This is a genomic window from Nostoc sp. (assembly GCF_054880495.1).
On record NZ_JBTYKD010000318.1, the window covers coordinates 1 to 24,695 of the forward strand.

Genomic DNA, 24,695 nt, shown 5'->3' on the forward strand with positions numbered 1-24,695 from the left:
AATAACGAGGGGGACGTTTCACAATTAACCCTCCATTCCTCCCACCACCAAACTGAGTACAGTTTTGGTGGGGGTCTCCTGGAGGGTTAGATGAATAAATATATTAGGGAGTGAGCAAAAGCTTTGACAGGTTTAACTTCTAGCACTAATTTATTGTTGACTGTAATCATAGCTATGTAATTTTAGGATGTATTTGCAGCCATGGCCTCAAAAAAGAAAATTAAACTGCTAACAGAACATCACGGCAGCTAATGTTTTTCTACGTCTATCTACTGATGTGTAATTTTTACAACATTCGGCTTACCTCGATAGCATCCGACCGTATAAGGATACTCCCAAGTTGCATGATAGTGATATAGCTTCCGTTTTTTGCCATCCCATGTAATTTCGTGGGTATGACCGTGGCACGAATCAAGACCAGCATTAGTCAGTATTTTACCATTCTCAGCGCAATGACCATAGATGCCGAATCCATCGAATGCATAACCTACTAGAGCAGAGTGTTGTTTACACTGAGCTTCCAAGCAGGATGTAACACTATGGTAGTGGTATGCCCCACCCCTCTCTGGATGTCCTTGACAGCTATCTTGGATTTCGTGGGCGACAGCATCTTCCCCACGCTCATCAAGAGCATTAAAAAAGTATCCACCATTGAGCAAAACACCGATCGCTCCCATTGGTAAGCATGATGTATCTTCTGCGACTTCAGGGATGGCTGGCAGCTTGATTTGGTATGCTTGAGCTGTAATGGAATTGGGATTGCGATCGTAAGCGTAAGCATCATCCTTAGACGAGATGGGAAACTTACCTGTTACACTTTTTGGCAGTCTGTTACTGGTAATTGTCCGAATACTTTTTTGCTGCGTAATTTTGAACTGACTTGGCCAATTAACTGCGCCATCAACAGTTGGTTTAGCTGTCAAGTTATAAGTGCCGTCTGCTTGAATCCAATCTCCACTGGCGTGCGCTCCTCCTCTGTTTCTGAAAAGGGTTCTGCATGACCAAACATAATCCATTTTGGGTTGCACCGAAACTCGCCCATCACCAATTGGTAAATGCTCAAGGTCAACATTTATTGTCTTTGGTATATTGTTTGCCAATGTCTGGGCAGCAGGTCGTGAGGGAAATGGAGATGTGATTGGTTGATTAGCGTAAGACCATATAAAAAACAATGTCACAAAGACGACAAAAATTCTCACAAAGCAAAGTTTCATAGCATACTCCTGCCCTTGGAGGGAATATAAGACCAAAAAAACTACGGAGTTCTGGAGGCTATTGCCGATGAATTGGGAGAGCTACGACTTCAGCCTTAGGCAAGTCTGAGTAGTTCACTTTAGTTTATTTTGTCGTAGAAGACTGATCACCCGGAGGTTTGGGTGGAATCCCCAAAGCTTCAACTAATTTGCTCTCAGTTACGCCTAATTTTGTTGCCGCGCCTTTGATATCAGGACGTGGAGGAGGGCTGGATAAAGGCTGTGTCGGCAGTTTCTCAGGTACTCCAAGAGCTGCTTTTAATTGGGTTTCGGTAACTCCTAATTTTTTGGCAGCACTGGCAAAATCAACGCGGGGCGGCGGTTGTTGTCCTGCTGTCTGATTTGGTGGTGGTGTTAACAAATTACAAGCTCCTATTGTTAGAGAAAGAGTAACTAGGATGAACAATTGATTAATCCGCATAAATATCAAACTCGTCTTTACATAGTTGGGCAAAATTAATTTCATTCGTGGAGAGACTCACATCTTGCACCAAGAAAAATTGATGTACTTTAATTACTCAGTATTTATCTAAAGCCCTTGTTTTAGCGATAAAAGCCAATAAAATTTAGGTAGCTTTATCGCGCATCTTATTACTTTGTCTGGATTTTTACTTAGAGGTGCAAGATATAAGGAGAGGCAATAGGGAAAACAATGTCTGTAATTAATTTTGTAATGGTACTTAAATTATAAAAATGGTTACATAATCAAACCGTCTTGGACTCGAATCACTCGTTTTGTTTGAGCGGCCACTTCAGGTGAGTGGGTAACAATGATGATCGTGATGCGTTGTTGATTAAGTTCGGTAAGTAAATCCATCACCTCCTGGGATGTTTCCGTGTCTAGTGCGCCGGTTGGTTCATCTGCTAACACAAGCGCAGGTCGATTAACCAGCGCACGAGCGATCGCCACTCGTTGCTGTTGTCCTCCAGATAGTTGGCTGGGACGATGAAACAAATGCTCGGCTAATCCCACTCGCGTTAGTGCTTGAATTGCTTGCTGGCGGCGCTTTTCCTTGGGAATATTGGCGTAAATCATTGGCAACATCACATTCTCAAGCGCCGTGGAGCGCGGTAACAGATTGAATTGCTGAAAGACAAAGCCAATCCGTTGATTACGAATATGCGCCAGTTCGTCATTGCCAAGAGTAGTCAAATTTCTGCCTTCCAAAACATAATTTCCAACGCTTGGCCGATCTAGGCAGCCTATTAGGTTCATCAGCGTGGATTTACCCGAACCAGATGGCCCCATAATGGCAACATACTCTCCTTCCTCAATTGCTAAATCAATTCCTTTAAGTACAGGCACAGTTACTTCACCCAGGCGGTAAATTTTGGCGATCGCCTGCATCCAAATCATGGTTGTCATCTCAGTCATTCCGTAATGAAACAATTGGGTCTAACTGAGCCGCATTACGAGCCGGAATCACCCCAGCCAGTAACCCAACGATAAAAGACAATCCAAACCCACACACGACTGACCAAACAGAGACTACAAAGGGAAAATTGAACATCATCGCCGAGGCGAAAGCAATCAAAATGCCAATTCCCACACCAATACCGCCGCCTACGCTAGAAATCACCACAGATTCGGCTAAAAACTGATGCAAAATTGCCGAATTAGTTGCTCCCACAGCTTTGCGAATGCCGATTTCTCGTGTGCGCTCAACCACCGAAACCAACATGATGTTAGCGATGCCAATGCCTCCCACTAGCAAAGAAATACTAGCGATCGCCACTATCATGACTGTAAACAAACCCACTACAGTTGAGAAAGTATTTACAATATCTGTGCGATTTCTAATAGTGAAATCATCGGATTGCGATGGACTAAGATTATGACGCAGACGCAGCAGATTGACGACCTGAAATTCAGCTGTTTTTGACTGGTCTCCATCGGCTACTTTGATATAAATTCCGTTCACAGCAAACCCATTTAAAGCATTATTACCAACGACCAGACTTGACATATTTGTTAGGGGAATAAATACTTGATCGTCTCGATCCATCGAGCCTTCCGAACCCTTCTTTTCAAATACACCAATAACTTCGTAAATGTTACGTTGAATGCGAATTTGTTCGCCTATGACATTGCCATTGCTGCCAAATAGTTCATTTCGTACTGTTGGGCCTAAAATAGCGATCGATTTAGCAACATCCATTTCTTGGGCAGTAAAAAACCTACCTTGAGTCAGGTTAGTATTTCTCGCTTGCAGATAGTTTAAATCGATTCCCACAATATTGGTAGAGTGATTTAAGTTACCGTAAACAACCTGTCCTGGGCGTTGCAAGTAAGCCGAAACGACTTCAGCCGCCGGAGCCTGCTGTTGAATTGCTTTGGCATCTTGCCAAGTTAAGGTTGAGCTAGAACCCACCCCTTGACTGATACCACCCGTCCTAGCAGAAGCGGGAAAAATTTGTAAAACATCAGTTCCTAAAGCCTGGATTTGCTGTTCTGTAGCTTTTTGTACACCCTGCCCAACGGAAGTAATTGCAATTACAGAAGTGATACCAATAATTACGCCCAACATCGTCAATGCAGTGCGGAGCTTGTTGTTCCACAATGCCTCAACTGCCATTGTCAGAATTTCCATTGTTGGCACAGTTGCGGTATGCCGATTCACGGGCATACTTTGAGGTAAGCGTAAAGAAATCCTCATTGTTTTACACCTGAAATTAACGAGGGGGAGGGCCACCACCACCGGGCGGTGGCCCCGGAGACCCTTCCTTAGAGCCTCCGAAGAGATTGGGCAAAGAAAAACCAGATTTCTCTTTTGGTGAAGGTGGGGGGCTAATCAATATCTGCTCAGTTCCGTCAAGCCCTGTTTTCACCTCGGTACGATTATTCACCGTTGCTCCAGTTGCGATCGGAGTGAATTTGGGCAGTTCACCTTTACGTGCTACAAAAACACCAGTAACATTCTGCTGGCGTGTAATAGCAACCGTAGGTACGGTGAGCGCATTCTGCAACTGACCAACTTGGAACTCCACAGATACATTCATCCCAGAGCGCAAGAACTTGTTAGCATCTCCAACAAGAGCAGCTTTCACTTCAAAGCTAGTCACATTTTGCTCCACTGTTGCCTGAGCCGCGATTTGCGATACTTTGCCTGAGAACGTTTTTGTGGGATAAGCATCTACCTTGATAACCACTTGTTGACCGATACGAATTTGAGCAATGTTGCTCTCTGAGACATTGGCTACAACTTGGTTAGTATCAGCCAAAGCCAGAATCGATGAGGAGGTTGCAGAAGAAACCGAACTTCCTGCTGTTGTTGGCGTGACAAAAGCACCAGGATCGGCATACTTGCGAATGATAATCCCATCAAAGGGTGCGCGAATGAGTGTGTCGTCAATCTGCGTTTGGATATTTTGCAACGAACCACGAGCAGACATCACCTCTGCACGGGCTTGGTCAATATCTTCTTGACGGCTTCCTGCTTTTAGGAGCTTCAGTAGTTGCTGTTGCTGCTTTACCTCTGCACGGGCTTGTTCGATATCTTCTTGACGACTTCCCACTTCTTGCAGAGATAGCGCTTGTTGCGCTTCCGCTACTTGGGCTTGGGCGCTGTCCCGGTCTGCAAGTTTTTGGTTTAAGCTGAGTAGAGAAATTGCTCCAGCATGATAAAGTTGTTGATTGCGGCGAAATTCATCCTCGGTTTTGCGTACACTAACTTGGGCTAGGTTTAAACGGGCTTGGGCTTGAGCAATATCCTGAGAGCGATTACCTGCTACAAGTTTACGTACTTTCGCTTGTAATTCCTCTAGCTTGGCCTGTGCCTGAGCAATATCTTCAGAGCGATTGCCCGCAACCAGTTTGCGTAGATTTGCCTGTGCTTGTGCCAGTTTTCCCCGTTCTTGGATTAATTGCCCCTGCCAATTGGAGTCATCCATGCGAGCTAATACTTGCCCTTTGGTGACATAATCACCCTCCTTAACTAACAGGCTTTTAATAATTCCGGCAGTTTTAGGACTGAGGTTGATTACCTGCTCAGGCTCAACAGTGCCATTGGCTGACACAGTAATCCCAAAATTGCCCCGTTCTAAAGGCACTATTGGTGGGCGTTGATTTGCTAACGGTTGTTGTTTAACAAGTTGATTATAAGCAAGATAACTACCGCCCACAAGCAGAAATAGAGAGAGTAATCTTAGTAACCATTTTTTTATAACTGGTTTCTTGATGGTTGGGAGTGCAGATTTGGAGTCTAGCTCAGGCAGATTTGAGTAATTAATGGGATCGATAGGATTTAATGCCATGTTCGCTCCTTGAATAAAAACCAGACTCATAGCAATTCGCAATGGGCTTCGCCTTCCTACGAAGAGAGCAATTTAGATGCAGTATGACTTTCCTGATTCACATCTGTTGCTTCTTTTTGGAGAATTGGTATCACCTATGTTTGGCTGAATTTTGTAGTTTCGTACCCGAATGAATCATCAGCTTTCCCAAGTTCATTTGGGGTTGATTTGAGGTATCCATTTTGCTGAACATAACCGGGTTCAATTTTGCCATAATCAAGTTTGATTATTTGGTCAGCCAGATGAAAGTAACGGTCATCATGGGTAATGACGATAACTGCTTTACCGCGCTCTTTGAGTTTGACAAGGCTTTGTCTGTAAAATACATCTCTAAAGTGTGGCTCTTGGTCAGAAGCCCACTCATCGAATAAATAAATAGGCCGATCTTCTAGATAAGCTGTTAGTAAAGCAAGGCGTTTTCTCTGTCCCTGGGATAAGTTAATTGTTGATAAAACACCATTTTTCACTTGCACTTTATGATCTAATTGCAATTGCCTGAGATAACTTTCAACCTCTCCATCGAGATTGGCATGATTGAATCCTAAACAACTGTCGAAAAGGTAGAAATCAGAAAATATAGCAGAGAATTGCTGGCGATACCATTCCTGATTCTGTTCTGTGATTAGTATTCCATCGAGATAAATTGAGCCAGTTATTGGTGGATACAACCCTGTAATCAATTTGGCTAAAGTTGACTTGCCACTACCATTACCGCCAATGATAAAGGTTATTTGTCCTGGCTGCAAAGTTAAACTAATTGGGCCGAGGAGAAACCCTTTCTCTTCCTGGGGAGGCAATGGAGGCATATCTCCTGGTTGATGTTTTTGTTTTGGTTTGTGCTGATGTTTTGGTGGGATATGCAAAGATCCAGCGTGTGGCCCAAACCCTTTATCATGGTTAACACCATGATAGGAATATGTTACTTGGTCAAGTTCTAGTTTCAGTTCAAGTTGAGTTGCTGGCTTGATGGTGTGAGCGTTAACTTGACGATCGCTTTCCGATTCTTCTGTTAATGATAGCTTCATCATTTCAATTTTTTCCAGAGCAACATTGCCTTGCAAGAGATCTGGTAACCTACGCAATAGGTTTTGCAGTGGCAGGGATAAGTAGGTCATGGTGAGGACGTAAGTTGATAGCAGTGGCAGTGGGATCAAAATTAAGGAGGGCAGGATAAAAAGCACCAGTGCTAAACTAGAGTATTGTAAAAGTTGTCCTAACCCATTAGCGATCGCAAAATTCTGCATTGCAATCGTATTTTTTTGACGTAGCTTTGTTACACTGCCTTGCAAGTGCTGAGAGTAAAAATCTTTTCTTCTTGATTTGTGCAGTTTCAGTTCCTTAATGCCTCTCGTCAGACCTTGAAAATGCTTATATAAGTTATCCTCTTCCTCCCGTGCTAAGGCAAACAAACCTTGTGCTTTACCGATTCTCATCTGCACGCACCACATTCCTAAAATAGATGTAGCGATCGTCAACGCAAATATAATATTGGAAATCAAAGCCAAGTAAAAAAAGCAGCCAATAACAGTAGCCAGATCGATACAGATGTTAGGAATCGCAGATACCGCGTGGGAAAGTACTCGCACATCATCAGTCAATGTAGCAAGTAGACGGCTTTCTCCCAGTCTTTCTAAATGTTGCAAAGGTGAAAATAAAATGTTTTGGCTCATCTTTAATCGCAATTGGTAAATGGCATTTTGCGACAGATGTATGAGGATGAATTGCGTGATGGTACTAGTGAAAAGAGCAATCAAACCTAATCCAGCAAAATATAACAGTGCATTCGGGAATGATGCTTGACTGACAGTTCGATTTATCAGTGATATGAGCATTGCATTAATCACACCACTAATTAAGCCTGTGATAGTTGCAATCACGATGGTTCGCCATGATACTTCTAATAAAAAGCGAATAAATCTCATACTTCTATTTTTCCTATTCTAATTCTGACTTCTGAATTCTGACCGCTTCTTTATCTATAGCTTCTGAAACAGGATACCTTCTACTCCAACCCCTGGAGCAAATGAAAAAGCAATTCCCGTTAATACTTTGGTTTGTTGAGATGCGTTTTGACTCTGATAATTTAAGTTGTTCGCCGTTTTAAAATCCTGGCATTTAAGTAGCATTCTTTCCATAACAAATAATACTGATGGACTCAGCATATTGCCATACTCACGTAGTATTTCCCAACTATCAGCAACTTGATTATCAGTTAGTCCCAGAGAATTTTGTGCGTTCTCAATAATGCGTGTACCACCTGGATGAACAGCCCACAAATCGATATTGTCTTTAGTTAGGGAATGGCTTGCGAGAAAACGTTCGATAATTGAACCCACACCATTTTTAATATAGTCTGGTAACTGACGTGAAAGTTGACAAGTAATTCCATTATCCCGGATGCCGAGAACTATACCATCTTCAGTGTTTTCTATCAGGTAACTGAGGTGATCTTTAATTACTACTTTACCTTGAGCGATCGCTTGTTCTTTTTCACAAGCTCCGATGACTACAGCCGCGCAGCCATCACTAAAAATGCTATGAATAATTACATCATTAACTTCATCTGCAAATACTGCATTCACGGAACTAAGTTCAAGGCAGACTAAAAGAACTTTGTTGTTGGGATGAGCTAGTACATGATCGCAAGCAATACGCAGTCCATTCATTGCGGCTGCACAACCCATAAAATTGACTGTAACTCTAGCTGTGTCTGGTTTGAGTCCCAGCTTCTTAATCAATTCTGTGTCTACACCTGGCGCAATGAAGCCTGTACTTGAGACAAAAACAATTAGGCGAATAGAGTCTTCAATGTTCAACTTTGAGTGCAAATAATTGTTAGTCTCTACACTGGAAGCCGCAGATTCTAATGCTTTTCTAGCAACTTTCTCCGCTAGGGGAAAAGCATACTCTTTATACAATTGCATCCGAGACTGAATCGGATTGTCGTTCGCTGTTAGCGCCATTCCCTCTTCTGATAACAAATCAATAGCTAGATGTCTTGTTTCAATTCGAGTATTATTGTAGATTTTACCGATTCGTGATTGATTTTCAGCCAAGTTAGGAAGTTGAGCAACAAAACTAGCTGCATCAGATTGGCGAATGACTTTGTTAGGAGTACCGGTAGCAATACCATCAATTGTGGGTAAAAGCTGCTGAAACTTAACAACATTAGGTTGTTCAAGACTCTGTTTTCCTTGAACCGGAATTGGGACAGTTAAAGGATATTTACTTATTCGCTTGTATTTTTTTGTTGTAGTTTTAGTATTCATCTAGCTTTTCTCCCTATTTATTACTTGTACACTGCAAAAATTGCTAACAAATCTTAGGAAATCTTTAAGAGTTGGCTCCTAAGAGGATATTTTCTGTGAATGAGAAATGGAGGCGAACGCTGAGGATAAAATACAAACAAATTCTTTATCTGCCCCTAAATAGCGCCGCAACACTTGAATTATTTCTGACAGTTTTTCCAGATTGGTTAAACTTTAGGGTTAAATAAGTGTGCTGTGCGGGATATCTTCAATCTGTTTACCTGCTCTAGAAATGTTTTGTGTATGAATCAAAACTGTGTTGTCCGATTAGATTGAACCAATACCAGCAAACCCTTTGAATATGTATTGTATCGATGTCAGTAATTGTTGTGGATGAAGATGTTCCTGCAAAATTCCAAATTTATTTTCTTGAGCCATCCTTGATGGACTTAATAAATAATGTTTCAGCAAAATTGGTAAGCGATCGATAAAGAAGTTCTTTGGTTGCAACCAAACGACATTATATTTCTCTGCCTCTTCTCGGACAATATCTTCGCTGATGATATTTGCAAAGCCACTTTTTTGATAAGGAAGTACATGATGTACCCGATGAGGACTCAAACCAGCCGACAGAAAGCAGTCTACATACTTATTGCCAATCATCGTCAAATCGTAAGAGTTTTGGATTTGAAAGACTGCCCAATCTCCTGTCTCTTTAATAGAGTCATCTTTTTTTGTTTCTTCAAAGTCATGACTAGCAACAATCATGAACGTACTAATCCATAGACTTAGAATAAATTGGGCAAGCCAAGCTCCTATATCGCCATGTAACCAAAACATAATTAACTCACCAAAAAGAAGTATACGCATAGCAAACAGTCCTACATAATGAAGAAGACTTCCTTGCCAAGAGCCGTATAAGTCTTTAACACCAAACTTGAACCCCAATATACATATCTCAAAAGACCGCACGAACATACCAGTAAGAACATGTGCAAATTTATGTATGCTATGAATTGGAATCCTATAAAAGCGAGGCAGTTCTAACATCGCAGTGAAAACATTTCTCTTAATATCAACTTCGCTTTGAGTACATGGATGGTGCATTAAGCTGTGGCCATCAGTAACTACGAAAGCCATAGGAACGTAGTTAATATCAAAAATCTGTTCTAGTGCTTTGTTCAACCCAACTTGTGGTCGATGGATGAGATAGTGACCAGCACCAGCTAGTGAGATTCTCAGCCCCACCATCAGAGGGACAAACAGATAAATTGGCATATACTGCGTAAAACCTAACCGCAGCACTTGCACAAGAATATAGATGATACCTAAAATGATTGTAACCGCATCAAATAGGAAATCGATTTGAGCAATTTTCTTTTTCATTTCTGGGGTATTTAGTCTTGTCTTGATCCGATCAAGAAGCCGCTCTTGGCTGTCAAAATCAAACTTAGGAGTATCTCTCCAACTATCAAAACCTTCACGGAATAAAAATTCTGGAGCAGCATATTTGGGATGAATGTCTTCAGGTACAGCTTGTCTATTCAAGGCATATTTCTTGAGGATTTTTTTAACCTTTTGGGGATTGGGATGAAAAATATTGACCAGTATAGTGATGTCTCTATTTTTCATTCGTCCAATGAAGAACTCACCACCTGGATGTCGTTTGATGAAATCAGATAAATCGTATGCTTGCCCATCGTAAATCCATGCGTTAGGCAGAGTAGGAGGTGGTTCGTTGCCAGACTCTTTCTTGTCCTCATCAAGAGGTTGTTCTGGATTTCCTTGATTGAAGACGTTAGGGGTAATAGGTGGTGCTTCTTTTACAATCTCATCAGAAGTTAATCCTGGAGTTAATCCTGGCTTTGTTTGAGTGTTGTTGCTAATATGTTCAACAATCGCTGTATTTTGAACGACAACAGCTTTGGAAATATCTCCAGCATTCTCCTTACGTCTAAAGATTGGGCTGTGTTTTAAAGCTTCTACTATTGCATTCATGACGCTTTTTAACTCCTTAATATTGTGGTGGTTTGATAAATTTGCGGTAAAGCTGACATTAAATTTAGCATTGGTCTTTATCAGTCATATTGGTAATTGAGCTATTTGATATGAGTCAAGATTTACCTTTTCAATCCTTGAGAAAATCTACAACTTTGATGGAGAAGTTATAGATTGATGAATACCAATCTGAATTTTTTACTGATGTAATTGATAATCTGTTGTACAGTTGTAAGTTTTTTAGCGGCTTAGTTACTTTATTCTTAGCAAACTAAACACTGATTTTCGTGCGTCGAGCTATTCTCAAATTTCACTGTTTAAAAATTCAGGTATTCCATTTTGGTTTGGGTAACAACAGCAATCTTAAATGAGCGAAATTCTGAACATGAAGCAAGGAAATAATTAGCGGTCAGTACTTTTACTCTTGCCGATGAGTTAGACAATAACCGAAATATTTATGCCACACATCTACCTTTTCTGCTTGTTTGCTTGCAGCTTTTATACCTGGAGAATGCACAAATGCGATCGCCTGATTGCAGAAAACTGCACAATTAACGAATATTCGCTTGTTTATAGTCCAAAGTTGTGTTCTAGATGATAGCCTTTGGTCTTGAGGACATTGTTTCTGTTTTTTTTAGGACGTTCTATCGGGCTTTCCGTAACATCCACTACCACTACTTCTATCTGAGAATTTTGGTAGGAAAGCTTTTTCTTTCCAGGAAGCGAAAATTCTCTTGAACTGATGAGAATATCTTCAATTTTTCTGATAATACGATATACTGTTGACTCATTGACACTACTAATAGGAGCAAATATCTTTGTTTTTCCAATTTATAAATTAAATTGATTAATAAAAATAAACTTACATCTCCAGGTTTGCACTTTTCTGCATAGCTTGAAAATTCATCTCCAGTTAAAATAAGTCATACTTCAACGAGTAAAGTTGGGGGTAAAATGTGCAAGATATGAGTCTCAAAGTAAGTAGAGCGGCGTGAATAATTCCAGGTTTGTAGTAAGGACTTTAGTCCTAATTTGAGGGCTATTCGCGTTGGCGTTGGCGTTGGCGTTGGCGTTGGCGTTGGCGAAGCCTCTCGTAGAGAAGCCTCTCGTAGAGAAGCGTTCCCGCAGCGTAGCCCTTACTAGGAACACATCTGAATATTTTTTACATTACTTAATCTACTTTGATTTATTCTCACCTACTTACTTAAACCTGACAATTCAGGTTATGTGGAAAAGCCCACGAAAAACCTGACCCCCTTCCCGACGCTCTAAGGGAGAAAATTCAAAGTCTCTCTTCTAGAAGAGAGATAAAGAAGAGCGAAAAGCTTTTCAAGAGAGGTTTTCGAGATCCCGTGAAAAGTCAGCAAAGTAAACACCGTGGAGGATGGGATTTTCGTAAAGTTTAAGAAAAATTTAATTTGGATGCATATTAGGTGAAAATATGGTAGGGATAAGTTTGCAAAAAGATCAAGTTTATGGACGTTTACCAGTGGAAAAAAAGCTGGGTATTCTTGTTGTCGATGACCATCAATTAATTTTGACTGGTACCCTGGATGTATTAAGTCGAGAGTATCCCGAAGCTTCTATTATTAAGGCTCAGACGGGAAAAGAGACACTTTATCAACTTCAATTTCACGAGTTTGACCTGATTGTGATGGATTTATCAATTCCCGATCAGCAAGGGGAGACAGCAGAAATTGATACCGGAATTAAGCTATTGCAAACTTTGCTGCAAGAATATCCCCTTCAGAATTTCATGGTGCAAACTAGTTATGTGAAAGCGTTAATCCGGATCAAACACGAGATTGATAATCATCAAGGTGGGTTTGCGATCGCAGACAAAGGATTACCCGAAGATCAAATGCTAATGCGGGTTAATTTGGCACTTCATGGTGCAACTCACACGAAAGACATCAAAACCGGGATCGAACTCAAACCGGAATGGTTGGAGGTGTTGCGGTTGGCTTTTGAAGAGAGTTTGACAGATCGAACGATCGCGGAACGAATGTATAAATCAGAACGAGCCGTGCGGACTTACTGGACGAAGATTCAGGATGTTTTGGGGGTATATCCTGAAGACTGCAAGCAAGCTGGTAAAAATATGCGAATCCAAACCGAAATTCGTTCCCGTGAAGAAGGTTTAATTGATTAATACAGACGGTGAAAATTAATGCTGAAAAAAACTAGATGAGAAGGAGAATTTGGAATCGCATAACCCAAGAATTTGGGTTGTGGTCTGTTGCTGCACCTCCGGGAATACTGGTGTTAGTGTTGGTGATCTTGATCCGGATGCTTGGAGGAATGCAATCTTTAGAATGGATGTTCCTGGATACGATGTTACGTCTGCGTCCCCCAGAAAAACCCGATGAACGTGTAGTAATTGTGGGGATCGACGAAAAAGATATTGAATGGGTTAAGCAATATCCGGTTCCAGATGGGAAGATTGCAGAGTTACTCACCAAGCTGGAAACCTATAAACCGCTAGAAATTGGACTGGATATATTCAAAAACGTTCCCGTTGAACCTGGTGGCAAACAACTTGCCAAGGTATGGCAAAAAAATACTAATATTATTAGTATTGAAAAAATATTACGACCAGCAGAGATTTCTCCACCCCGAAGTTTGCCACCTGAACAAATTGGATTTGTTGATTTATTTAATGATGCAGATACTAAAAATCGACGCTATTTGTTATATACAACCAACCCGAAGAATGAGAAAGAAGATAAATATTCTCTAGCGCTACAGTTAGTTACTAGGTACTTTAAAAGCAAAAAGATTGATTTGGAAACTGGGAAAAATGACCCGAATACAATCATGATTCAGGGGACTGAATTACCCCGGATCACCGATAATTTCGGTGGATATGTGGACATTAATCATGGGGATGGGGGATTGTCAATTTTGATGAACTTCCGCAACAATTATCAGCCTTTTCATGTTGTGTCGCTACGCGATATTCTCAATGATAAAAATAAGAGCATTTATGCAAAATTGTTGCGCGATCGCATTGTCTTAGTTGGCAACCGAAATCTGAGTGTCGGTGATATTTTTTATACATCTGCTTTACCCACATTAGAATTAAAGGGTCAGATTTACGGTGTTGACTATCATGCTCACGTCATCAGTCAAATTCTCAGTAGTGTAATCGATGGTCGCCCAATGTTGCACAGTTGGGAAGATATGGGAGAATACATATGGATAGTTATTTGGGGTTTTCTACCGATCATTATCGGACGGCTGACCCAATCTGTCTGGAGAAATCTATTTAGTGTTTGTCTAGCGGGAGTTTGTCTATTTAGCTACGGCTATGTGATGCTGTGGTTGTGGGGTCTATGGATTCCTGTAGCACCCAGTTTGATCATATTAGCTGTAAATGGGGTTGGCTTGAGTGCTTTTGCATTTTACCAGCACGATAAATTCTTGCGATCGCAAATTAACGAACGTCAAAACACAATTCAACACACTTTTACCGTAATTCATAATGGCCCCCTGCAAACCCTAGCCTATGGATTAAAGCACATGCGTGCTAAAGATGTACCCTATGAACAACTGCTTGGACAATTTGAAAAACTCGATCGAGAAATTCGGGAAATTGGCGAATTTCTCAAACTCGAAACATTAACAAAGGAAGAGAGTTTGCGTTTAGGAAGCGGATTGATCCTCGAATTGAATCGACCGCTTCATGATTTGTTATATGAAGTTTATTCAAGTACATTAGATCGTCACGATTTTGAATATTTTAAAACATTAAAAGTAAAAATTCGCAATTTTGACCCGATTGATGATAAATATTTAAGTATGGAACGAAAACGTGAAATTTGTCTCTTTCTGGAAGAAGCTTTGTGTAATATTGGCAAACATGCCCAAGGAGTAAAGCGTGTTCAAGCAACGGGTGTTTATGGTGCAAATCAATACAAGTTGTGCGTCAAAGATAACGGTTCTGGGATTCAATCAAAGCTCGAAAATAAAGGCACAAAACATTCTAAACTACTCGCCAGACAATTAAAAGGAGAGTTTCGACGAGAATCACTTTCGCCTCGCGGGACAATATGCGAACTTAGTTGGAAACCTACGAAGGAAGTTTAGATTTTAAAAGTCTTCTTATTAGTAGATAACCATACAATTACCAACATTTACCATGAGTGATAAATATTTGGGATTTTGGCTACATAGCCGCAGACTTACAAGTTTAATTGTGGGAGTGATTTTTTTAATTAGCGCAGCTCCCGCAAATGCTGAGTTTAAACCACGCGATCGCAAACCTGCCAGTGGATATTCTCGTGCGGGTGGTTCGCGTGGATGTTCGAGTAATGGTATCCCTGTGACGCAGCTTGCACCTGTGACATTTGTCGGTAAAACCGCTTCCACACGTCCAATGTTTGCTTGGTATATGTCAAGTTCCCAAACCGTGCGATTCCGACTCTTTGAATTTGATTCACCGAAAACCGTGAAACAAATCAGCAAAGTTAAAGAAATATCAACAATAATCGGGATCAACAAATTAAAACTTCCCACCGATTATCCTGAACTAACTGTAGGTAAAACATATTTCTGGCAAATCGCAATTGACTGCGAAGCGAGTCCAATTGTGAGCAATGCAGATTTTACCGTCATCAATCCTCAATCACTAGCTAAGAACCGATTTTCTAGCATCCCAGAAAGCGCAAATTATTATGCGGAAAATGAACTGTGGTATGAAGCATTTGAAGAAGCATTGAAAGCAACCAGTAATGGTAAATTGGGTCAAACTGGAGCAACTTTAGTTCAAGAACTCGCACAGTCTGAAATCCCCACAGGAAGCGAAGGCAATATCCAAATCATTAAACAACGCATCGAAGATATCCAGAGAATTTCCAGCGAAAGAATATAGAGGCAGTGGGGAGAATAGAAATGGTGGAAATTTTGCGGTTTGGTGTAGTGGGATTGTTCGGGTGCGTGGGTGGTATCGCAGTTTCTATTCACCCTACTTTTGCTCAGTTAACTCCCGATAATACCCTTGGAATAGAGCGATCGGTTATCATTCCGATTAATAAAGATAATGACCGCATCGGCGGCGGTGCGGCTCGTGGTATTAACCTATTTCACAGTTTTCAAGATTTTAACGTAGGTGAAGGTCGAGGCGTTTATTTCGCCAATCCAGAAGGGATAACAAATATCTTTTCTCGCGTTACTGGTGGTAACTCGTCGAATATTTTCGGGAAATTGGGAGTATTAGGTAATGCAAATTTGTTTTTGCTAAATCCCAATGGGATTGTGTTTGGTAAAAATGCGAGTTTGGATTTGCAGGGTTCTTTTTTGGGGACAACAGCAAATAGTTTAGTCTTTCCCAATGGCGTAGAGTTTAGCGCTACAAATCCCCAAGCACCGCCGTTGTTGAGTATCAATGTACCAATTGGTTTGCAATTTGGTTCGCAACCAGGAAGTATTACTAACCAAGCAGTTAATGAGTTGTCTGTTGGTTCTGGTAGCACTTTAGCACTTATGGGTGGTGAAATTGGCTTGGATGGTAGTTCTTTGTCTACGGAAAATGGACAAGTGAAATTGGGAGCAGTCAGTACAGATACAACCGTTGGGCTGAATGTCAATGGCTCCTCATTGGGTTTTAATTTCCCAGAAAATTTCGGACGCGCACCCATCAACTTAACGAATGCAAACATTTTCGCTACAGGTGAAAATAGTGCAATTGAGCTTTTTGGTGGAAAAATCGCTCTAAACGGTTCTAGTCTTTTCGGTAACAATAGCGGCTCAATTATTGTTGATGCGACTCAATTTAATTTAGACAACGACTCTAGCGTTCTGAGTGTTACTTCTGGTGCAGCGAAGGGTGGTGATATTCAAATTCAAGCCAACGATGCAGTAACTCTCGCTAACGGCAGTACGATTTTGTCTGCTAGCAATGCTGAGGCTACGGGTGCGGGTGGTGATGTTACCATCAATGGCGGGAAAATCACAATTACTGGAGATGGAACAGTAAAAAATAGTGGCAAAATTAGCGCATCGACTAATGGTAAAGGCAATGGAGGGAACCTCACCCTCAATGCTAGGGAGTCGGTTAACGTCAATGGTGGCTTTATTTCTGTTAGCTCTAGAGGTGCAGGTAATGGGGGAAACTTAACTGTGCGAGCTACAGATGCCGTCAATATCACTGACCGCAGTTCGATTTCTTCCGGCACCAATGCTGCGGGTGCGGGTGGTGATATTACCATCAATGGCGGGAAAATCACAATTACCGGAGATGGAACAGTAGAAAATAGTGGTAAAATTAGCACATTTAGCCGTGCTGAAGGCAATGGTGGGAACCTGACCCTCAATGCTAAAGAGTCGGTTAACGTCAATGGTGGCTTTATTGATGTTAGCTCTGGAGGTGCAGGTAATGCAGGAAACTTGACAGTGCGAGCTACAGATGCCGTCAATGTCACTGACCGCAGTTCGATTTATTCCAACAGCAATGCTGCGGGTGCGGGTGGTGATATTACCATCAATGCCGGGAAAATCACAATTACCGGAGATGGAACAGTAGAAAATAGTGGTAAATTTGGCATATTTAGCGATGGTGAAGGCAATGGAGGGAACCTCACCTTCAATGCTAGGGAGTCGGTTAACGTCAATGGTGGCTTGATCTTGGTTAGCTCTGGAGGTGCAGGTAATGGGGGGAACTTAACTGTGCGAGCTACAGATGCCGTCAATGTCACTGACCGCAGTTCGATTTCTTCCGACAGCAATGCTGCGGGTGCGGGTGGTGATATTACCATCAATGCCGGGAAAATCACAATTACCGGAGATGGAACAGTAGAAAATAGTGGTAAATTTGGCATATATAGCTATGGTGAAGGCAATGGAGGGAACCTCACCTTCAATGCTAGGGAGTCGATTAACGTCAATGGTGGCTATATCTCTGTTAACTCTGGAGGTGCAGGTAATGGGGGGAACTTAACTGTGCGAGCTACAGATGCCGTCAATATCACTAACCAAGGTAATTTGGGACTCTACAGTTCAAGTTCGGGTTCAACAGGCAATATACAAATTGAAACAGGCACTTTGCGAGTTCAAAATAATTTATCAGGAAGTGGAGTGATAGCACTTGCATATGGTACTGGAAGTGTCGGCTCTATTTCCATTCAGGCTCGGAATGCGGTTGAGGTGACTCAAGGTGATATATCTACAGGTGTTTTTCTACCACTCGGAGGTACAACTCAAGCAACAGCAGGGGATATCACCATTGAAACCCAGCGACTCAATCTCAAAGATGGGAGTGATATCAGAACGACTACCTTTAGCAATGCAAATGCAGCTAACATTTTTATTAAAGCTAGTGGATACGTGGATATTAGCGGTAGTAGTAATATATCAAGTGATACTGCTAGCTCTGGGAATGGTGGCAATGTAACAATTGAAACGCCCCAACTCTCCCTAACTCAAGGAAGCTATGTATCAAGTAACACTGGCTTTGGCTCTGGGAATGGTGGCAATGTAACAATTGAAACGCCTCGACTCTCCCTAACTCAAGGAGGATATATAAGCACCGAATCCATTAGAAGCAGTGGTAATGCAGGAAATATTACTATCCACGCCAAAGATGTAGAATTGGATGGGGGTCTTCATGATATCAGTGACAGTTACTTAGACAGTTACTTATCCTCAGATGTGACTGCAAGTAATGCAGATGTAAGAGGTGGCACGATAACGATTGACACGGAACGGTTGCGGTTGAGTAATGGTGGAAACATTTCAACCTCAGTGCAGCCGGGGCGAGGACAAGGGGGTGATTTGGTGGTTCATGCCACTGATTCTATTGATATTACTGGGGTTGGTGGAGAACGACTAGATGGTTCATTTGCACCATCAGGTTTATTTGCTGAATTGCAAACGGGAGGAATTGGTTCTGGGGGAAGCATTGATGTTACAACAGGACGCTTAAACCTCAGCAATGGCGGAGAAATTTCTGCTACCACATTTAATCAAGGTAATGCAGGAAATATTACGATTAATGCCGAGCAAATTAATTTACACGGTTCAGACAGTGAGTTATTCACTGGTATAACATCATCAGTTCAGAAAAGGGGTAACGGTAAAGGTGGTGATATAGATATTACTACCAATAATCTTGACATACGTGATGCCCAAATTATCTCCAGCAGCATAGGTAAAGGTGAAGCTGGAGATATTAGAATTAATGCTAATTTTCTGGAAATTCTTGGTAAAAGCAATAGTGGAATCGCTTCTTCAACGAATGCAGGTAATGGTGGTAACATCACCCTCAATATCGCTGATTTATTACTTTTGCGCCGTGGCGGTTTCATTTCCAGCACCGCAGGTAAAAGCGAAGCTGGTGGCGATGGCGGTAATATCAATATCAACTCCAAATTCATCGTCGCCATCCCCGAAGAAAACAGTGACATCAGCGCCAACGCATACACCGGCACAGGCGGAAAAGTCCAAATCAACTCGCAAGGTATCTTTGGTATCGAGCCGCGTCCAAAGCCAACTGATAAAAGCGATATTACTGCAAGTTCCGCATTAGGCGTTTCAGGTGTAATTAAAATTAATGCACCCGATACCAATTCTATTCAAAACAGCTTCACCGAATTCTCACCAAACGTCATCGATACTAACGCCCTGATCGCCAATAGTTGCATTGTTCGCAGTCCCAAGCAAGACGGTACATTTTTCATCACGGGTTCTGGTGCTTTACGTAACAGCCCTAACGATGCTTCAATCTCAATCTATTCGACTGGTGAGGTGCGAAATGTCAGCGATAACACATCGCGGACTTGGAAAAAAGGCGAGCTAATTATCGAACCTACTGGTGCTTATCGACTTGCTGATGGACGGTTGGTACTCAGTCGAAAATGTCAGTGAAAGGTATGATTTATTTGTTAGAAACAATTTAGGCATAAAAGACCGCCCTTAAAACGAATCAACATACTTATAATTAGGCTAAGTTGACTTCACTGTGTGGAAGAGTTAGGACGCTTTCTTATTAGCTATATGTCGGATTTATTATGTCTAAACTAAAAATTTTGCAAGAAGGACAGAGTTACACTTTTCGTTCTTACTTCGAGTTACCTTATGAAACAGAAGATATTTTAGCTGAATTGGGTTATAGCTTTTCGCGTGCGCGTATGACCTTACCCTCTTCTCAACGTATACCACAACGTTTACCTGAATTACGTCAGCAAATCGAGGAGTTGTTACCACTAGTAACTTTATCGAGTGAAACTGCACGTCGAGAAATTCTGGTGGCACCAGTACTTTCGGAATTAGTGCGTTTTTGTAAGTGTCAAATGCGTTTAGAATATCCTCTCAAGGTAAGTTCTCAACTGAAAGGTAATCTAGATTATTTACTGCGAAATACCAACACAGATGAAAGAGGTAAAAATTTTTTGGTAGTTGAGGCTAAAAACGACGATTTGTCAAGAGGTTTTACTCAACTATCAGCAGAGTTAATCGCTTTGGCAATAGCAGAAGAACAAGATATTCTTTATGGTGCAGTCACAGTAGGTGATGCTTGGTGTTTTGGTTTATTAGAACAACAGCTTCTTCATATTACTCAAGATATTACTTTGTATCGTGTGCCTGATGATTTAGATGTTTTAATGCAAATATTGATTGGAATTATTGAATAATGATTAACTTCCGCATAGTTAGCGCAAAAAACCTCACCCTGGTTATGCTACGCAAAACCTGTCCCTCTCCTTACTAAGGAGAGGGATGTCCGCCAGGACAGGGTGAGGTTTTCCAATATCCGAGCGCAAAAAACCTCACTCTGGTTATGCTACGCAAAACCTGTCCCTCTCCTTAGTAAGGAGAGGGATGTCCGCCAGGACAGGGTGAGGTTTTCCAATATCCGAAACGGAGAGAGATTTTCTAGATTCCATGAAAAGTCAGGGGGATTTGTGGGTTTCAAAGCCAATTACCGATCGCAATCATTGGCGCCCAATATACTGGGTTATCATACTTGATATTTATACCTTCAGATGACGGTAATTTCTTAGCATTAATCATCCTAATTTGGGCTTTTTGCAGTGCTTCTGCAATACTCATACCAGCGTTGCGGTAATTGGTGTAAAATGTTTTGACTAGTTCGGCTGTCGATGCATCTGTGACACTCCACAAAGACGCGATCGCACTCTTAACGCCAACTTGTAATGCAACTCCAGCTAATCCTAGTGTGGCCCGGTCGTCGCCAACTGCGGTTTCACACGCCGTAAGTACGAGAAGTTCGACGCTATCTAATTTGCTGTTGAGGTTTTGCAGTGAGTTTTCTAATTGATTGATGGTAAGTTTTTGGTTTTTGCCTGTGACAATGAAGGTGTCTTCGGGAATAATGCCAAATTGAGCGTGACTAGCTATATGGACAATGGGGTATGTTGTTTTCTCAAGTTTTTGTTTAAAACTTTCGGGGACAAAGTTATCGTCGATCAGGTCGGTATAATTGGGAAATAGACTTTTAATTGCACTGACTTCTTCGGGAACTGAAAAAAGCTTACCAAAAGACTTTCCATCAATTGTGGCTGGTTGTGTCAAACCTAAAATTAACGCCTTTTGCGTACTGCGTTGACCTCTGGTCGGTCGGAGACCATCGCGTACTTTGGGTGTAGTAAGTCGTAAACTAGGAGTTGTAGCAACTGCGTAGGTTTCGACTAAGTATTTCTGTTGTTGGCGATCGTAAAGTGCTGCCATTGGTACACTACGCAAAAACCCATCCTGAATAAACACAAGGGTTTTGACTGTCTCAGGTTTAATATCTCCAGCAAAGGGGCGAATTATCCAATCATAAAGCTCTGCCGCAGTTGTTGTATCGTAGTTAACTTCTTCTTCTCCTCTAACTAATCCAGTACGAAACTCGGCAATTTTTTTCTGTAGCCTGTCGCTGCTAACTATCTTACTTGTACCTTTTTGATTGGGGTCTTCAATCCACTTAAATTTGGTTGTCTGATTAGGTAATTGCAATAATATCCCGGTTTTGCCATCTAAAATTATCGAACTCAAAAACCCAGTATTCTTAAACGCTGCACTATTATCTTCCAGGAGTTCGCCCACCTGTTTGGGATTCAACCCACTCAAAATGCAATCATTACCAAAATAATTCTGTAATTCTGCAAGTTTCAACGCATCGATGGTTTCGACTACTTGCGATAATTCCTTCGCACGTCCTTTGTCTGCAATTGCCCCAACTTCCAACAGATCGAGCCGCGATCGCGCCAATGTGCGGTACAATGGCCGAACGACATCGCGGAAGTCAAACTGCACATCACGTTCTGCGGTCAAAATATCCTGGCGGATATCTTCCAAGATTTCAAATGCTCTTTGATAGGATGCGATCGCTTCTTCTTTGCGATTTTTATGATCTAAAATCCGTCCAGCTTGCCACTCCCACAAATACAAGCTATCTTTTGCACTCAACTTTTTATCTGCGGCGATGATTGCATTTTGGGTATATCTTAATGCTTGTTTACTATCTTGATGGCATTCCCAAAAATGTCCTAAAGCACCATTAGCATAAGATTGTAGACGATTGTCTTGTAAGTTATTACTAATTAATACTGAGCTTTTCAGCAAATTTAATGCTTCGTTATCCGATGAAAGTATCTGAGTTGAACAGTAGGTAAAGGGCGAAGTTCCTTGAGAATGGCGCTGCAAGTATGCTAAATCAATTGCCCCATAAACTTTTGTTGCTGAATCGGGTAAATCTTCGAGAAGCTTCAAAGCATCTTTATGGGCATTATTAAAGGTTTCATCGCTGATAACTTTCGTTTCATTTGTCTGGGAACCCAACTGAATTAAATTTAATAATCCCCGCATCTCTGCTAAAGGTTGTTTTTGGTTGTGGGCAAGTTTGATACTATTCTGAAAATATTCGCGGGCTTGGTTGTAATCTGCCGCCGACTTATTGGTAAATTCCTTTTCTTTAGTGACAATACCAGCTTGGTTTGCAGAATTTGCTTGTAACTCATGCAATTGAGCGCGACTTCTGTAAGCATTACCCAAACTATTTAACACCAAAAAGTCATATTCTGGAGAGACTTGTTGCGCCGCGTGTAAATATATAATTGCTTGGTCATAATTTCCGATTAACCGATACGCCTCACCGAGAATTCCCAAAGCCGCAATCTTACCGCGTTTGTCGTTGTGTTTGGTGGCGATTTGTGCGGCACTTTCGGGAGTGCATTCTATTTGCTGACTCCCTTGATTTTCTGATATTTTCGACTTTTCTACCAGTTGACCACATAAAAGTGCGATCGCTTTGCGAGGTTGTCCCAAATTGCTGTAAACTTGGGCGAGTTCTGACTGCATTCGTCCCACTTGCTGGAAATTTTCCACAGCAGTATAGTCACGAATTGCTGCCGATAACGACTCAATAGCTTCTTTGTTTTGTCCTAGTTGTTGGTAGACACGCCCCAAATTTTCATTGACAATCGCCGCCTCTGAGGGATTATTTTTATATTGATTTAATGCTTCTTGCCAGTGTTTTACCGCATTGGGAAAATTTCCGGCATTATAGTCTTTAATTCCTTGTTCAACGAGTAAACTAGCATTTGGAGTTTGTGCGGATACGACTTGTCCAAAGAATAAACAGATTAGGAGGGTTGCGAAAAATAATACTTTGATAAATTGATGACGATTTAGCTTTTGATGTTGGTGGATAAAGAGATGAATTAGCATCTTGCCAAAATTTACAACCTTCAGCAATATGTGCATCAGGCGAGGCACAGAGAGCAATATCTTTTGATTTTTGGTTTTCATATTGAAAATGCGATAAAGTTATTCTTATTCAAATTAATTAAAACCTCACCCCCAGCCCCTCTCCTTATTAAGGAGAGGGGAGATAAAGCACAGCTTTATCGGGGTGAGGTTAAGCTGTACCTGACTAGATTAGGAAATGCTATAGCTTTTATTGTTTAAACTACCATAAATCAGCAGAACAAACTGAAAGTTTCAAAAGTGTGCAGTTTTGTGCAATTTACGTAAGCTGCTATCTGCTGGTATTATTGAATGATCATCTAGCCTGGACTTCTCACAACTGATAAAAAACATTTGCATAAGCAATATCGTGGATTTTATTTAGGACTTACGCATTGACAAGAAATACCAAATATGAATCAAGGTTAAAAACCATATTTTTCGTAAGGGCACAGCAATGCTGTGCCCCTACAGCATGATCTATTTACGATCGCAGGATAATTAAGAAAAGCCTAAAACAACCTCAAGATCGTTAATGTACATCACGATGCATTTGTACAGTGCGTAAGTCCTATTATTTTAATTTTTCCAAGGAAAATTACTTATGAATCAAGCACATCATTCTGAAAAAGCCAGTATTAAAAGTATTATTTATTTATTATGTCTCATATCCACTGCATTCAGCCTTTATTCACCAGCCCAGGCACAAATTACACCCGATAATACATTGGGTGGAGAAGCTTCTCAAATCAAGCAAAATGTGTTAATTAATGGCGCACTGGGCGACAAAATTGAGGGTGGTGCAGCACGAGGAAGCAATCTTTTTCATAGTTTCAGTGAGTTCAATATCCCAGATGGGCAACGAGTGTATTTTGCCAATCCTATTGGGATAGAAAATATATTGACGCGGGTAACGGGTGGAAATGCGTCAAATATTTTCGGGACATTGGGAGTTGCTGGTGCAGCAAATTTGTTTTTGATTAATCCCAATGGGATTTTATTTGGGCAGAATGCGCGGTTAGATGTGCAGGGGAGTTTTGTTGGGACAACAGCCAATGGAGTGCAGTTTGGGAATCAAGGATTCTTTAGTGCGACAAATCCGCAAGCGCCGCCATTATTGACGATTCAGCCTTCGGCGTTGTGGTTTAATCAGCTTAATCAAAATGCAGCGATTCAAAATAACTCAGTTGCAGCAGTAGGAAAAGATTCATCGGGG

General features: G+C 41.3%; 16 protein-coding genes. 6 read left to right on the top strand and 10 right to left on the bottom strand.

Features of this window, described 5'->3' with window-relative positions:
* Nucleotides 1-269: 269 nt before the first annotated feature.
* The 9 genes from ACYTXL_RS27595 to ACYTXL_RS27635 form a co-directional block, all read right to left on the bottom strand.
* Nucleotides 270-1,214 (bottom strand): YHYH protein, encoded by a 945-nt coding sequence (locus ACYTXL_RS27595; RefSeq protein ID WP_461927472.1) that lies wholly within the window; start codon nucleotides 1,212-1,214, stop codon nucleotides 270-272.
* 124 nt (nucleotides 1,215-1,338) lie between these two features.
* Nucleotides 1,339-1,674 (bottom strand): hypothetical protein, encoded by a 336-nt coding sequence (locus ACYTXL_RS27600; RefSeq protein ID WP_461927473.1) that lies wholly within the window; start codon nucleotides 1,672-1,674, stop codon nucleotides 1,339-1,341.
* 276 nt (nucleotides 1,675-1,950) lie between these two features.
* Nucleotides 1,951-2,619, bottom strand: coding sequence for an ABC transporter ATP-binding protein (locus ACYTXL_RS27605; RefSeq protein WP_461927474.1), 669 nt, complete (start codon nucleotides 2,617-2,619; stop codon nucleotides 1,951-1,953).
* 1 nt (nucleotide 2,620) lies between these two features.
* Entirely contained in the window at nucleotides 2,621-3,910 is a 1,290-nt protein-coding gene (locus ACYTXL_RS27610) for an ABC transporter permease (protein ID WP_461927475.1), read from the bottom strand.
* A 16-nt stretch (nucleotides 3,911-3,926) separates the two neighbouring features.
* A complete protein-coding gene (locus tag ACYTXL_RS27615; RefSeq protein WP_461927487.1) occupies nucleotides 3,927-5,507 on the bottom strand; it encodes an efflux RND transporter periplasmic adaptor subunit in 1,581 nt (526 codons plus the stop codon).
* Nucleotides 5,508-5,641: 134 nt separating this feature from the next.
* On the bottom strand, nucleotides 5,642-7,468 hold the full coding sequence (locus tag ACYTXL_RS27620) for an ATP-binding cassette domain-containing protein (RefSeq protein ID WP_461927476.1): 1,827 nt from the start codon (nucleotides 7,466-7,468) through the stop codon (nucleotides 5,642-5,644).
* Between the two features lie 54 nt (nucleotides 7,469-7,522).
* Nucleotides 7,523-8,815, bottom strand: a complete 1,293-nt coding sequence (locus tag ACYTXL_RS27625; RefSeq protein ID WP_461927477.1) for a type III polyketide synthase — start codon at nucleotides 8,813-8,815, stop codon at nucleotides 7,523-7,525.
* A 306-nt stretch (nucleotides 8,816-9,121) separates the two neighbouring features.
* Entirely contained in the window at nucleotides 9,122-10,792 is a 1,671-nt protein-coding gene (locus ACYTXL_RS27630; protein WP_461927478.1) for a cytochrome b5 domain-containing protein, read from the bottom strand.
* 972 nt (nucleotides 10,793-11,764) lie between these two features.
* Nucleotides 11,765-11,941, bottom strand: a complete 177-nt coding sequence (locus ACYTXL_RS27635) for a hypothetical protein (RefSeq protein WP_461927479.1) — start codon at nucleotides 11,939-11,941, stop codon at nucleotides 11,765-11,767.
* 292 nt (nucleotides 11,942-12,233) lie between these two features.
* Here ACYTXL_RS27635 and ACYTXL_RS27640 point away from each other — a divergent pair, with 292 nt between their 5' ends.
* The 5 genes from ACYTXL_RS27640 to ACYTXL_RS27660 all read left to right on the top strand — a co-directional run bounded on the left by ACYTXL_RS27640 (nucleotide 12,234) and on the right by ACYTXL_RS27660 (nucleotide 20,421).
* The gene (locus tag ACYTXL_RS27640; RefSeq protein WP_461927480.1) at nucleotides 12,234-12,944 is read left to right on the top strand and encodes a response regulator; all 711 of its coding nucleotides are present in this window, start codon (nucleotides 12,234-12,236) and stop codon (nucleotides 12,942-12,944) included.
* Between the two features lie 35 nt (nucleotides 12,945-12,979).
* Nucleotides 12,980-14,881: a sensor histidine kinase gene (locus ACYTXL_RS27645; RefSeq protein WP_461927481.1), complete on the top strand. Its 1,902-nt coding sequence runs from the start codon at nucleotides 12,980-12,982 to the stop codon at nucleotides 14,879-14,881.
* Between the two features lie 52 nt (nucleotides 14,882-14,933).
* Nucleotides 14,934-15,665, top strand: a complete 732-nt coding sequence (locus ACYTXL_RS27650; RefSeq protein ID WP_461927482.1) for a DUF928 domain-containing protein — start codon at nucleotides 14,934-14,936, stop codon at nucleotides 15,663-15,665.
* Between the two features lie 20 nt (nucleotides 15,666-15,685).
* On the top strand, nucleotides 15,686-19,654 hold the full coding sequence (locus ACYTXL_RS27655; protein ID WP_461927483.1) for a two-partner secretion domain-containing protein: 3,969 nt from the start codon (nucleotides 15,686-15,688) through the stop codon (nucleotides 19,652-19,654).
* A gap of 143 nt (nucleotides 19,655-19,797) precedes the next feature.
* Nucleotides 19,798-20,421 (top strand): hypothetical protein, encoded by a 624-nt coding sequence (locus tag ACYTXL_RS27660; protein ID WP_461927484.1) that lies wholly within the window; start codon nucleotides 19,798-19,800, stop codon nucleotides 20,419-20,421.
* Between the two features lie 277 nt (nucleotides 20,422-20,698).
* On the opposite strand, the gene ACYTXL_RS27665 is transcribed toward ACYTXL_RS27660, so the two are convergent.
* On the bottom strand, nucleotides 20,699-23,542 hold the full coding sequence (locus ACYTXL_RS27665) for a CHAT domain-containing protein (RefSeq protein ID WP_461927485.1): 2,844 nt from the start codon (nucleotides 23,540-23,542) through the stop codon (nucleotides 20,699-20,701).
* Nucleotides 23,543-24,083: 541 nt separating this feature from the next.
* Here ACYTXL_RS27665 and ACYTXL_RS27670 point away from each other — a divergent pair.
* Nucleotides 24,084-24,695 (top strand): filamentous hemagglutinin N-terminal domain-containing protein (locus tag ACYTXL_RS27670; RefSeq protein WP_461927486.1); only part of this gene is annotated, 612 nt, incomplete at its 3' end.